We start from the raw sequence: 13,060 nt of genomic DNA on the forward strand, positions 1-13,060 counted from the left end.
GATGTCGTCGGGTGGGTACGGGAGTGCAGGGCCACCTCGGCGTCACTTCTTGGTGGTGCCGCTCAGCGCACCGAACAGGGTCAGCCCCATGCCCAGGGCCAGAAGGATCGCGGCGGCGATGAAGCTGCCGATGATGGTCTCGCTCAGGGCGATGGCCACAAGTGCGGGGCCGGCGATCTGGCCGAGGCTGTACCAGGTCATCAGCTTCGCGGCCGCGGCTGAAATGCCCATCTGCGTGCCCACTCCGATGACCATCATGACCACTCCGATGAAGGTTCCGCCGAAGAGGATGGCGGAGACGAAGAGCAGGATGGGGTTGGTGGCGAAGACGGCGAGGACGGCCCCGCCGACCTGCAGCGAATAGCACAGGGCAAGCCCTCGGCGGGTGCCGATGCGAGCTGCGACGTTCGACCACATCAGAGGTGAGACCGCGGTCGCCGCTCCGGCGACGATCCAGGTCGATGCGGCTGCGCTCTCGCCGAAGACGGGTTCGGCCAGAACGACGAGGTAGGTGCCGATGATGATGTAGCCAGCCCCCTGGAAGAAGTGGCCTGCGGTCAGGGAAGCCAAGGCTCGGCGCTGGCTGGGCTTCGCCGCGAGGTCTGCTGTTTGCGCGTGTGGGGGAGTGGTCTGTGCGGGTTGGCCTTTGTCTTTATTGCGGGCAGGCAGAGGCCAGTTCCAAGCGATGAGAGTGAACACGGCGCTGATGAGTGCGCAGACCAGCCAGAGTCCGCGCCAATCGAGGACACTGCTGGCGGCCAGAACGATGACCCCGGAGATGAGAATGCCGGTGCCTACACCGGCATAGACGACTCCGGAATCCAGGGGTCGGCGGGCCACGAACGGGATGCGCCCGGTGATGGAGACGAAGATGAGACCTGAGGCGACGCCCGCGAGAGTGCGCACCACACCCTGCCACGCGAGACTTTCACTCACCGGCACGGCGAAGAGGCACAAGGTGGAGGCAACGAGAGCGACCCGGTAGGTGACGCGGTCGGGGTCCACCCAGCCCCGGGCAATGACCAGGCAGCCGAAGAAATATCCGACATAGTTCGCGGTCGCGATCCAGGCACCCGGCGCCGTGGACCAATGCAGGGCAGCGACCATGAGGGGCAGGACAGGGGTGTAGAAGAACCGTCCCATGCCCATCGCCAGCGCGAGGCCGAGCGTGCCGCGGAAGGCGGTGGGGTTCACAGCGTTGCCGGTACTGGGTCCCACGGTCATGCCTCCTGTTCGCTCGTCCTCGGGAATGATGTCACGAAAACGGGGCGACCGCCTCGGCGAGGGTGGGAACGAGACGACGCGGGTGCCGATACTCCCACATTTGGGGAGTATCGGCACCCGCGTCGGGATGGCCTTGCTGAGTCGGGGCTCAGGCGTTGACGGCGACCCGTTCCTTCTCGTCAGGTTCGCCACCGGCGGTGGCTGCCGGGGCACCGTGAACATCCGGCTCGAGTGAAAGCTCATCGAAGGGGCTCGAACCGTTGAGTGCCGCACGTGCCTGATCGAGGTCGATCTCGCGGGTCCACTTGCCGATGAGCAGGGTGGCCACGGCGTTGCCGGTGAAGTTCGTCAGAGCACGGCACTCGGACATGAACTTGTCGATGCCGACGATGACGCCCATGCCGTCGAGGAGTTCGGGGCGGTGTGACTGCAGACCGGCGGCCAGCGTTGCCAGTCCCGCACCGGAGACTCCGGCGGCACCCTTCGAGGCGATGATCATGAACACCAGCAGCGAGATCTGCTCGCCCAGGCTCATCGGCATGCCCATGGCGGTGGAGACGAAGAGGGAGGCCATGGTCAGGTAGATGGCGGTGCCGTCGAGGTTGAACGAATACCCGGTGGGCACGGTGATGCCCACGACGGGCTTCGAGACTCCCGCATGCTCCATCTTCGCGATCAGACGCGGCAGAGCCGACTCCGAGGACGAGGTGGAGAAGATGAGCAGGAATTCCCTGGCCAGGTACTTCAGCAGCAGGAAGATGTTGAGGCCGGTGACGATCTTGAGGATGGAGCCCAGGACGATGACGATGAACAGAGCGCAGGTGAGGTAGAAGGCTCCCATGAGGGTCGCCATCGCACCGATTGCGGCCCAGCCGGTCTTGCCGACGACTGCGGCGATGGCACCGAAGGCGCCGACGGGGGCGGCCCACATGATCATCATCATGAGCTTGAAGACGACGGCCTGGATGTGGCCGATGCCCTTAAGCACTGGTTCGCCGGCCTTGCCCATGGACTGCAGGGCGAATCCGACGAGGAGGGCCAGCACCAGGGTCGGCAGGACCGGGACGCTACCTGGGATGAGGCTCATGAGGAAGTCGACGGTGCCGTTGGATTCCCCGCCGGCAGCAGCCTCATAGGGTTCAAGCTTCAGGCCCTCGCCGGGGTGGATGAGGTTGCCGACGACGAGGCCGATGACCAGGGCGAAGGTGGCCATGATGAGGAAGTAGATCAAGGCGATGCCGCCGACCTTGCCGACGGTGGCCGCCTTGGCCACGGAGCCGACGCCGAGCACGATGGTGCAGAAGATGATCGGGGCGATGATCATCTTGATGAGTGCGATGAACGCCTTGCCTAGCGGTTCGAGTGCCTTACCGGCCTCGGGGGCGATGAGACCGATGGCGGCACCGGCGAACACGGCGATGATGACCATGATGTAGAGCCAGTGCGTACGGTCCTTCTTGCGCTGCGGTGGGGTGGGACCCGCCTCGGCGACGGTGTTGTCTGATGGCAACGTTGCCATGTCTCCTCCTTGAGTGGTGGTGCTCGCGACATCGGGCCGCGAAGAATTTCTCAATGAGCATTCCAGAGACTGTGACGGCTGTCTCGGTTGCGTTCATAGTGTTCATGGCCGCGATCACATCGTCGGCTAGTCTGGGGCTGTACGACATCACGAATCGAAGGGAATGCTCATGAGACTCGATACAGCACTTCTGCGCGCCGTGCCCGGTGCGTTCATCCTCAACTCCGGCATCGGCAAGCTCGGCCTCGACGAGGCATCCGCCGCCGGCCTGCAGCAGATGGCCGCCAATGGTGTCCCGATGGTCGAAGAGATGACCCCGGCCCAGTTCGGGAAGTTCCTGTCCTACGGTGAGATCGCCGTCGGTGCCGCACTGCTGCTGCCCTTCGTGCCCACCCGCATCGCCGGAGCCGCGCTGACGACGTTCTCCGCCGGGCTCGTTGCGAACTACTTCTCCATCGACTCCATGACCCAGGACGACGGCATCCGCCCCTCCGAGTCCGGCACTGCCGTGGCCAAGGACACCTGGCTGGCCGCGATCGGGCTGGCCCTGATGTTCACGACCGGAGACAAGAAAAAGAAGAACAAGAAGAACAAGAAGTAGTCGACGGCGGCATCGTCATCGACGAAGGGGCAGTTGGGCAGTGAAGGCATCGGGGACGCTCGGCCGTACCCGGCACCGGCGGCGCAGCGGCACGTTGGCGCGCAGGCTCTTCTTCATGCAGCTGGCGCTCATCGCCGTCGTCTGCGTCGCACTGTCCATCACCAGCTACGTCTCGACGCTGGGCTCTGCCCGGCAGGCGACCTCGGAGCGGGTGCTCTCCATCGCCGAGACCCTCGCCCATGACCCCTTCGTCATCTCCTCGGTGGAGGATGCCGATGCCTCGGCGAAGCTCCAGCCCTATGCGCTGACCGTCATCGACACCGCCGAGGTCGACTTCGTGACGATCATGGACCGCGACCGCACCCGCTACACGCACCCGGACACCCGGCAGCTGGGCAAGGACTATATCGGCAGCATCGATCAGGCGCTGTCCGGTGAGAGCCAGGTCGAGGAGTACGAGGGCACGCTGGGGGAGTCCGTACGCGCGATCGTGCCCGTCACGGACTCATCCGGCGAGGTCACGGCCATGGTCGCGGTCGGGGTGACGCTGAAGACCCTGTCGGTGGCCCGGGCTGCCGCACTGCCGCAGATCATCATCGTCGGCCTCGCCGCGATCGGTCTCGGTGGGTTGGGCTCCTGGATACTCAGCCGCTACCTGCGCCGAGTCACCCTCGGCTACGGGCCCGAGCAGCTCAAGTCTCTGTTCGCGTTCTACGACTCCGCACTGCATTCGCTGCGCGAGGGCCTCATCCTCGTCGACGATGATGGGCAGCTGGTCCTCTACAACGATGAGGCCGCTGAGCTGCTGGGTCTGCCCGATCCCGATGACCGCACCCCCATTCCCCTCGCCGAGGTGGCCCTGCCCTCGTCCGTGCAGGCTCTGCTTTCGTCGGGTCGGGATGCCGTCGATGAGATCCACCTGACCCGTGACCGGGTGCTCGTGGTCAACCAGAAGCAGGCGAGCCAGCCGGATCGTGGCAGGCTCGGTTCAAGCTCCGCGGGAACGTCTGATTCTGGGGGAACGGTGGCGACCCTGCGCGATCGCACGGACATTCAGGAACTCACCGGTGAACTCGAGACGATGCGGACCCTGTCCGAGGCTCTGCGAGCCCAGACCCATGAGCATTCCAACCGTCTGCACACCGTGGCGACGCTCATTGAGCTAGGGCGCTCGCGGGAGGCCTTGGACTTTGCGGTTCGTGACCAGCAGGAGTCGCAGCGGCTGACCGATTCCTTCGTCGACTCCCTCGACGAACCCTTCATCACAGCACTGATGATCGGCAAGGCTGCTCAGGCTCATGAGCGCGGCATCGAACTCACCGTCACCGCCTCCGGTGAGCTGCCGCCGAGCAGCCTTGACGCCCGCGACCTCGTCACCGTGGCCGGCAACCTCCTCGACAACGCCTTCGATGCCGCGGCAGATTCTGAGGAGCGACATGTGTGGGCGGACTTCGTTGCCGCCGACGGGGAGCTCATCATTACGGTGGCGGACTCGGGACCGGGCATCGACACGGAGGAGATCGACGCGATCTTCCATCTCGGCACCTCTGCGAAGGCCGCTCCGGCTGGATCCGGTGGGCGCGGCTTCGGCTTGGTGCTGGTGCGCCAGGCTGTGACGAGACTCGGCGGTGATCTCGAGGTCGAATCCGACGGGGGAGCGATCTTCACGGTGACATTGCCGCTGACTGCCGATAGCCTCGGCGAGGGTGGCAACGATTCCGAGAGTGGACGGGAAGGAGGCGACGATGGCCGATGAACGCGACCTGCGGGTGCTCATCGTCGAAGACGACCCGATGACCGCCGAAGCTCACGCGGACTTCGTGCGCCGCGTGCCCGGATTCGTCGTCGCCGGCACCTGCCTGTCCGGCCACGAAGCTCTCGAGAAGTTCGAGGCTTTCGGAGTGAGTGGGGAGCCGGTCGACATCGTGCTGCTGGACATGAACCTCACCGATTCGCACGGGCTCGACGTGGCCAAGCGCATGAACGCCAAGGGCTACGGTGCCGACATCATCGCGATCACTGCGGTACGCCACCTGCAGGTCATCCGGTCCGCGATCTCGAGCGGGGTGACGCAGTATCTGATCAAACCGTTCACCTTCACCATCTTCCGCGAGAAGCTGGAGAACCAGCGGGACTTCCGCCTCAACCTCGACGGTGCCGGCGCCGGTTCCTTGGCCACGCAGGCCTCGGTGGACAACGCGCTCAGCGCCCTGCGTTCGGTCTCCTCGGGCCGCTTGCCCAAGGGGTTGATCGAGGAGACTCTGACGGCGATCTCCGGTGTCGTGCGGGATGCTTCCTCGGCGGTATCAGCGACCGAGGTTGCAACGGCATTGGATCTTTCACGCGTGACGGTGCGCCGGTATCTGGAGCATCTGGTGAAGACGAAGCAGGCGGTCAAGCAGCCACGGCACGGGACGCCGGGGCGGCCCGAGTATGAGTATCGGTGGGTGTGATGTTGAAGCCCCTGTAAGTGGGCTGAAGCAGATATTCACGACGACTCGACCTCCCGAATCTGTCAAAACCGTACCGAAAGTGGTACGCTTTTGGCCTAAAGGGAGAGGTGGGGTCATGAGTTACCGGCACGATCTGTGGGAGATTGCTGCACAACAGCACGGTGTCGTCACGATTGCCGAAGCTGAGGATGCAGGAGTGCCCGCTGTAGAGGTGCGCAAGCTTGCCCATCGAGGTGCACTGCGGGCGTATGGCAAAGGCGTGTATATCCACCGTAGTGTGCCCACGACAGACCTGACCGAGCCGGCGGTGGCGACGGCGCTGGCTGGTGACGGAGCATTCCTCGAGAGGGAGACTGTTCTCGATATGCGGGGCCTGGGACAGTTCAATCCACACCGCTTCAATCCACACCGCATCTGGGTGGCGACTCGTCGCCGAGTTCGCAGGGCCCTTCCCGAATGGGTCGTGCTCGAAGCGCGGGTGGACATCCCCGAAGAGGACCTGACGCATTACGAAGGTATCCCCGCGACCACTGTTCGTCGCGCCCTCGTGGACGTGCATGACAGGATGCCGTCGGAGCGGTGGAAAACGCTTGTCGAGCAGGCGCGTCAGCGTGAGTTGATCGACAACCACGACGCGGCGAATCTGACAGGTCAACAGGGTGCTTCATGAACACCGCGACACCACCTTTGAACTTTGCGCAGTTGAACACGCGTGTAGAAGAAGCTGCTCGAGACCTTGGGGTGCCTGTGGCTCGTGTGCGTAGAATGCTCTGCACGCTGATCGTGTCCCAAATGCTGCCCGATGCCGTCGCCATCAAGGGTGGCATGGGGGTCAAGCTTCGTATGGGGGAGAGTGGGACACGAGCTACAGCGGACCTCGACGTGTCGATGCTGCGGCGGGGTGAGGAGTTTGAAGAGGCATTCCGGGTCAGTCTGGTGCCAGGCTGGGGCACGGTGCCAGCGACCAAGGGTGCACGTAAACAGGATCCTGACGCGCCGGGACGCGTGGCGTTTACTGCGGATTTGAAGTCTCGGCCGCTGCGCGACCCCGGGCTTGCTCAGCCTCAGTACGTGATGCGCCCCTACCGGGTTACTTTGTCCTTCCTTGGCAGGGAATGGGGTGGTCTCGATCTGGAAGTGTCCAATCCTGAGATCGAGCCGCATGCTCATACCCGTCGCCAGATCGACGGCGAGCTCATTGAGTTGAGTAGTCGATTTGGCTTCGGAGCGCTACAGCCAGTCGAGCTGATCGACCTGGAGTACCAGATTGCGCAGAAGATCCACGCGTTGACTGATCCCGACTACTCCCGCGCCCATGACCTAGTGGATCTGCAGCTGCTGTGGGCCGCTGAGCCTGAGCTGGACTCCGTGCGAGAATTCTGCGTGCGCACATTCAACTTCCGCCGCGCACAGGAGTGGCCTCCGGTGCCGTTGCGCCCTATGGACGATTGGGAGCCCGCATATAACCTCTCCCGCGAAGAGACAGAGATCGATGGAGACTCACTGGTGCTGGCAGATATCGGTTCGGCGCGAGAGTGGCTTACGCAGATAATTACGTCCATTAATGCAGCTGCAGTAACGTGAAAGCCCGATTATGGGCGGTGATTGTCAGCACGCCTTCCGGCATTGCTCCCTTGGCCCCTGCCGTCACGAACTCTTCGTATACATGGCCACGATCTCGCGCTTGAGGATTTTGCCGCTCGGTCCTTTGGGCAGCTCCTCGACGAATTCGATGATCCGCGGAATCTTGTAGGCAGCGAGGTTCTCCCTGGCGAATCTCTCCACCTCTGCAGCGTCGAGGTGGGCGCCGGGGGATAGGGCGATGACAGCGGTCACCTGCTGCCCGTATTTCTCATCGGGGGTACCGACCACGCTGGCCTGAGCGACCCCGGGGATCTCGTAGAGGACCTCTTCGACCTCACGCGGGTACACGTTGTAGCCGCCGTGGATGATGAGGTCCTTGATCCGGTCGACGATGAAGAGGTATCCGTCCTCATCCAGGTGTCCCAGATCGCCGGTGCGGAACCATCCCTCGTTATCGAGCACCTCGGCGGTGGCCTCGGGCTTCTTCCAATATCCGAGCATGACTGCCGGGCCGCGGAGGGCAACTTCGCCGACCTCACCTGCAGGAAGCGATGATCCGTCCAGGTCGATGACCTTGACTTCGAAGCCAGGAGTCGGCAGGCCGACGCTTCCGACCTTCCTCGTCCCGAACAGCGGATTGAACGTGCCCAGACCGGCAGTCTCCGTCAGCCCGTATCCCTCCGCCACGGGTGCAGAGAAACGCGCTTCGACCTTGCGGATCACCTCTCCGGCGATCGCCGCACCGCCGGAGCTGACGAGTCGCAGGTTTGGTGTCGCGGCCCCATCGGCGTTCGTGAGCACCGACATCCACATGGTGGGCACACCGGAGATGATGGAGACCTCGTCCTTCGCCAGCGCATCGACGAAGGCCTGCGGATCCCACCGTGGGAAAAGCGTGAGAGGGGCACCGGCACTCAGCGCGGGCAGGGCCATGTCGGCGAGCCCGAAGACGTGGAACAGCGGCAGGCCGGTGGCCGACCGGTCATCAGGGGAGGTCTGAGTCATCTCCTTGACGATGTCCGTGGTGGCGATGAAATTGCCCAGGGACAGCATGGCACCCTTCGGCTTGCCGGTGGTCCCCGAGGTATAGAGCAGGGCGGCCAGGTCATCCCAGTCGAATTCGACATGATCGAACTCGGCGACGCCGTCCTCTCTCAGCCGAAGGCTCGGCCCCTCGTTGCCGACCAGGGGTAGGGTGTCGAAGTCGATGCCGCGACCGCTCGCGGCGCTTCGTCCGGCCTCGGCCATGGCTGGGTGGGCCACAAGCCGACGTGCGTCCGAGTCCTCGAGGATGTAGTCCAGCTCCCGGGCCGTCGAGAGTGGATTGACGGCGACCGTCGCAAGTCCGGCGGCGTGGGCGCCGAGGAATTCGATGAGGAACTCCGGGCACGAGGGGGCGATGAGCACCGTCCGATCACCCGGACGAAGCCCGGAGGCACGGCAGCGATCGCGTGCGGCTTCGATCTCGCCGAGGAAGCGCAGCTGGGACAGCGAGACCCGGTCCGGGCCAGGGGGAGTGCGCACTGCAATGGAGTCCGGGATCGTCTGCGCCCAGGGGATGAGCAGATCGATGATTGACGTGCGCATGGTCGCGGCCATAAGACTCCTTCGGATCACGACGGTGCAGGAGCGGACCCGTGCAGGGTCCGGCGCCCATCATCGCCGCTCTGTTTACTTGAAACTGAGTGCGGGTTCAACTATAGATGGATGTGGCCCTGCACACAATGAGGTGAGGTCACTTTGCAGAGAGGAAGACGATGGAGCTCAAAGGACGAAATGCAGTAGTCACCGGCGCCGCAGGAGGGATCGGCGCCGCAATCGCCGCAGCCCTGCAGGAACGTGGGGCGCGCGTGCTCCTCGCCGACCTCGCCGAGGAGGTCGCCGACACCGCGGCGAAGCTGGGGCAGCCGCATTGGATAGGAGACGTCTCCTCTGCGAACGGCGTGGCCGAGCTGTTGGACACCGCCGACCGTGAACTGGGTCAGGTGGATCTCTACTTCGCCAACGCTGGGATTGCCGGCGTCACCGGACTGGGTGGCGACGGCGACTGGGACCGGATCATCGACGTCAATCTGCGCGCCCACATCCGCGCCGCCGAACGACTCGTCCCCGAGTGGACAAGGCGTGGGGAAGGATATTTCGTGGCCACCGCCTCGGCAGCGGGACTGCTCACCCAGATCGGACAGGCAGGATACTCGGTGACCAAGCACGCCGCCCTCGCTTTTGCCGAATGGCTGTCCGTGACCTATGGCGACGAGGGGTTGCGCGTGTCCGTGCTCGCCCCTATGGGTGTGAACACGAAGATCCTGTGGGGAGAAGATTCCAATGCGATCACCGGAGAGGCCTTGACGGGGCAGCGGGCAGTCGCCGAGGCGGGCAATGTCCTCGAGCCGGCAGACGTCGCCACAACCGTCATGGCCGCCATCGAAGCCGAGACCTTCCTCATCCTGCCCCACCCTGAAGTCCTCGACATGTACCGCATGAAGGGATCGGACTACGACAGGTGGCTGCGCGGCATGCGCCGCTACCAAGCGAAGCTGCAGGGGAACTGATGAACTGAAGACCATTGCGGAAACGATTGAGCGGCAGGGATCGTCCCTGCCGCTCAATCTGTGTCTGGGTGCTCAATCTCCGATGCTGTTGGCGTGCAGGTGCTCGCCGGGAACGGCCGTCGGGGACTGCCTGACCTCCTTGGGGTTGGTCTCTCTCAGGGCAATGGCGCAACCGATAGTGATGAACGCCGTGGCGCAGACGAAGAGCGCGATGCCCACGGTCGAGCCATCCATCTTCGCGATCAGCCAGGTCATCACGATGGGCGTCGAGCCCGACACGATGATCGCATTGAGCTGATAGGCCAAGGACACCGAGGAGAAGCGGATCTGTGGTGCGAACAGCTCCCCGAAATACGAGGCGACCGGAGCATAGACGAGCGACTGGAATATGGCGGCAACGCTGACCGCGATCGTGAACATGGCCATGTTCGCTGCGTTGATGAGAGCGAAGTAGGGGAACGCCCAGATGAGGATCCCGACTCCGCCGATGATGATGACCGGTCGACGTCCGATCCGATCGGCCAACCTGCCGCCGAGCAGAGTCACCGGGATCGCGACGACGGTGGAGAGCATGGCCGCAATGAGCATGCTGTTGTAATCCATGCCGAGGTACGTCGTGCCGTAGGACAGGGCACCGGCGATCGTGATGTAGAAGACGCAGTTCGTGGCCGATAGTGTGCCGGAGGCGAGCAGGATCGTCTTCCAGTTCGACTTCACTGCCTGCCACAGCGGTGCACGCACAACGGCGGGTTTGTTCGCCGAGACTTCCGAGACTTCGCGTTTGAGGGCTTCGAATTCGGGGGAGTCCTCGATCTTGAGCTGGATGTACATGACGACCGGCACGAGGAGCGCGGTGGCCCAGAACGGGACCCGCCAGCCCCAGGAGACGAAGGCTTCATGGCTGATGGACGTGGAGACGATGACGAAGACGAGATTGCCCAGCAGGGCTCCGCAGGGGACTCCCACCTGCATGAAGGAACCGGAGAACGCTCGGTGTTTGGGTCCTGCCGACTCGCTGAGCAGCAGTGCAAGGCCACCCCACTGTGCTCCGCAGGCGATGCCCTGGATGAATCGGCAGGTCACGAGCAGGATCGGTGCGATGAGGCCGATGCTCCCGGTCGAGGGTAGGCAGCCGATGGCGAACGTGAAGATCGCCATTCCCAGCAGGGAGATGACGACCATAGGTTTGCGGCCGAGTTTGTCGCCGTAGTTGCCGGCGAGCAGGCCGCCGATCGGTCGGGCGATGAAGCCTGTGGCAAAGGTGGAGAACGACAGGAGTATGCCGTTGATACCTTCCGCATCGGGAAAGAACACGTGGGGGAAGACGAGTGCGGCTGCGGTGCCGTAGAGGAAGAAGTCGTACCATTCGATCGATGAGCCGACGAGGCCGGCCGCGCGCAGTCGTCCGTGCTTTCCGGCGTGGACCTTCGAGTCTCTGCGATTGAGGCTGGCGGTGGAGTTTGAGGGCATGCGGAGTCCTTTGTTCGTTGAAGACTGCTCGGCGGGTGATGACTGTCGTGGCAGTGATGTCACTCGAAATAGCGGCGCGGGTTCTTCACCAGCATCGTGTCGATGTCGTCCTCGCTCACACCGCGTTCGAGCAGAGTCGGAATGACCTCGTCTGGGATGTGACGGAAATGCCAGTTGGGCTGCGCTGTCTCCTTCTCCTCCTGCGTGAAGTAGTCGATATAGCACGATGCGTCATGAGCGAGAGTGATCTTCTCGGCATATCCGCGGCGGACGAGTTCGACGATTGTCTGAACGCGTTGCTCGGTTGGGAGATAGGCATCGATTCCGAAGCGGTCCATCCCGAGGAAGGATCCGTTGTCTGCGATCGTCATCAGGTAGTCGATATCGGTCGAATCCCCGGAGTGTCCGATGACCACTTTGCTCAGATCCGCGCCCTCCTCCTTGAGGACTCTCTGTGCGACCAGGCCCGATTCGGTGCTCGGGTTTGTATGGACCGTGATGGGCACACCGGTCTGCGCGCTCGCCTGACCGACGGCGCGCATCGTGCGTTCGACTCCAGGGGTGAGGCCGGGCGTTTCGATGGCGCACTTGAGGAACGCCGCCTTGACTCCTGTGTCTGCGATGCCGGTCTCGATATCAGCGACGAAGAGACCGACGAGCGGCTCCGGCTCATCGATGAGCAGGCCAGGGCCGTGGTAGTCGAATTTATGCGGCAGATCATTGAATGTGTAGAGCCCGGTGGCCACGACGATGTTGAGATCGATCTGCTCCGCCAGCTTCTGAACCCGGGGAATGTAGCGTCCGAGTCCGACGACGGTGGGGTCGAAGATCGTGTCGATGCCTGCGGCCTTGAGATCATTGAGCTTTGCCACGGCGTCGGCGATCTTCTCCTCCTCGTCCCACCCCATGTCGTAGTTCTGCCGCATCTCCTCGTTGACGATGAAGATGTGCTCGTGGACGAGGGTCCTGCCGAGGCTGCTGCTGTCGATGGGGCCGGTGACAGTCTGCACTTGTGCCATAGGTGCTGCTCCTTCGCATACGTGGCTCGACCGTGCACCAGATGCCACAGCCACTTGAAGTGATGCGGCTCACACGGCTACTCTTACGTTATCGAATATGAACTCAATTTCAAGTGTGGCTTGGCACCCACAGAAAGGCAGACCATGACAACTCCCATTCGCCCCACCTCGATCGCCGACCTCGAGGCACTCGTCGGCCAAGAGCTCGGCCCGACCGACTGGCATGTGCTGGTCCAAGACGACATCAACGCCTTCGCCGATCTGACGAATGACCATCAGTGGATCCACGTCGATGAGGAGCGAGCGGCCCAGGGGCCGTTCGGCGGAACGATCGGCCACGGCCTCTTCACGCTCTCCCTGGGGCCGGCTTTCATGGAGGAACTCATGGCCTTCGACGGCTTCGCGCACAGCCTCAACTACGGCTACGGCAAGGTCCGCTTCCCGAATCCTCGACCGGTGGGCTCACGAGTTCGCATGCATGCCACCGTCACCGAGGTGGAGCGAAAGAAGTCCGGTTCCGCCCAGATCACGACGACCCAGGTCTTCGAAGCCGAAGGCATCGACAAGCCCGTGTGCGTGGCCGAATCGATCGGCTTCTTCACCGAGCACGGCGCAGAAGTCTGACACCCAAGCCTCCC

General features: G+C 63.4%; 12 protein-coding genes. 7 read left to right on the forward strand and 5 right to left on the reverse strand.

Going from position 1 to position 13,060, the window contains the following annotated elements; genetic code table 11:
- Nucleotides 1-42: 42 nt before the first annotated feature.
- The gene (locus tag PGC08_RS02800) at nt 43-1,224 is read right to left on the reverse strand and encodes a YbfB/YjiJ family MFS transporter (RefSeq protein ID WP_125240371.1); all 1,182 of its coding nucleotides are present in this window, start codon (nt 1,222-1,224) and stop codon (nt 43-45) included.
- 148 nt (nt 1,225-1,372) lie between these two features.
- Complete coding sequence (locus PGC08_RS02805) at nt 1,373-2,743, reverse strand: cation:dicarboxylate symporter family transporter (protein WP_271709485.1); 1,371 nt, start codon at nt 2,741-2,743, stop codon at nt 1,373-1,375.
- Between the two features lie 169 nt (nt 2,744-2,912).
- Between PGC08_RS02805 and PGC08_RS02810 the strand changes: the two genes are divergently transcribed.
- The 5 genes from PGC08_RS02810 (at nt 2,913) to PGC08_RS02830 (ending at nt 7,381) form a co-directional block, all read left to right on the forward strand.
- Nucleotides 2,913-3,344, forward strand: a complete 432-nt coding sequence (locus tag PGC08_RS02810; RefSeq protein ID WP_180957414.1) for a hypothetical protein — start codon at nt 2,913-2,915, stop codon at nt 3,342-3,344.
- Between the two features lie 40 nt (nt 3,345-3,384).
- Nucleotides 3,385-5,100, forward strand: a complete 1,716-nt coding sequence (locus PGC08_RS02815) for an ATP-binding protein (protein WP_271709486.1) — start codon at nt 3,385-3,387, stop codon at nt 5,098-5,100.
- A complete protein-coding gene (locus PGC08_RS02820) occupies nt 5,090-5,797 on the forward strand; it encodes a response regulator (RefSeq protein ID WP_096161066.1) in 708 nt (235 codons plus the stop codon). The genes PGC08_RS02815 and PGC08_RS02820 overlap by 11 nt, the downstream gene beginning before the upstream one ends.
- Before the next feature lie 115 nt (nt 5,798-5,912).
- The gene (locus tag PGC08_RS02825; protein WP_271709487.1) at nt 5,913-6,467 is read left to right on the forward strand and encodes a type IV toxin-antitoxin system AbiEi family antitoxin domain-containing protein; all 555 of its coding nucleotides are present in this window, start codon (nt 5,913-5,915) and stop codon (nt 6,465-6,467) included.
- Complete coding sequence (locus PGC08_RS02830; RefSeq protein ID WP_271709488.1) at nt 6,464-7,381, forward strand: nucleotidyl transferase AbiEii/AbiGii toxin family protein; 918 nt, start codon at nt 6,464-6,466, stop codon at nt 7,379-7,381. Before PGC08_RS02825 ends, PGC08_RS02830 begins: the two co-directional genes overlap by 4 nt.
- Nucleotides 7,382-7,444: 63 nt before the next feature.
- Here PGC08_RS02830 and PGC08_RS02835 read toward each other — a convergent pair whose 3' ends face one another.
- Complete coding sequence (locus PGC08_RS02835; RefSeq protein ID WP_096178981.1) at nt 7,445-8,980, reverse strand: AMP-binding protein; 1,536 nt, start codon at nt 8,978-8,980, stop codon at nt 7,445-7,447.
- Nucleotides 8,981-9,138: 158 nt separating this feature from the next.
- Here PGC08_RS02835 and PGC08_RS02840 point away from each other — a divergent pair, with 158 nt between their 5' ends.
- A complete protein-coding gene (locus tag PGC08_RS02840; protein ID WP_271709489.1) occupies nt 9,139-9,933 on the forward strand; it encodes an SDR family oxidoreductase in 795 nt (264 codons plus the stop codon).
- 72 nt (nt 9,934-10,005) lie between these two features.
- Here the strand turns inward: PGC08_RS02840 and PGC08_RS02845 are convergent, their stop codons facing one another.
- On the reverse strand, nt 10,006-11,403 hold the full coding sequence (locus PGC08_RS02845; protein WP_096168219.1) for an MFS transporter: 1,398 nt from the start codon (nt 11,401-11,403) through the stop codon (nt 10,006-10,008).
- A 59-nt stretch (nt 11,404-11,462) separates the two neighbouring features.
- Nucleotides 11,463-12,422 carry a phosphotriesterase family protein gene (locus PGC08_RS02850; RefSeq protein ID WP_271709490.1) on the reverse strand — a complete coding sequence of 320 codons (960 nt, stop codon included), beginning with the start codon at nt 12,420-12,422 and terminating at the stop codon, nt 11,463-11,465.
- A 144-nt stretch (nt 12,423-12,566) separates the two neighbouring features.
- On the opposite strand from PGC08_RS02850, the gene PGC08_RS02855 reads away from it, so the two are divergent.
- On the forward strand, nt 12,567-13,046 hold the full coding sequence (locus tag PGC08_RS02855) for a MaoC family dehydratase (RefSeq protein ID WP_125187700.1): 480 nt from the start codon (nt 12,567-12,569) through the stop codon (nt 13,044-13,046).
- Nucleotides 13,047-13,060 lie beyond the last annotated feature (14 nt).

The organism is Brevibacterium sp. BDJS002 (genome assembly GCF_028201555.1).
Taxonomy (GTDB): Bacteria; Actinomycetota; Actinomycetes; order Actinomycetales; family Brevibacteriaceae; genus Brevibacterium; species Brevibacterium aurantiacum.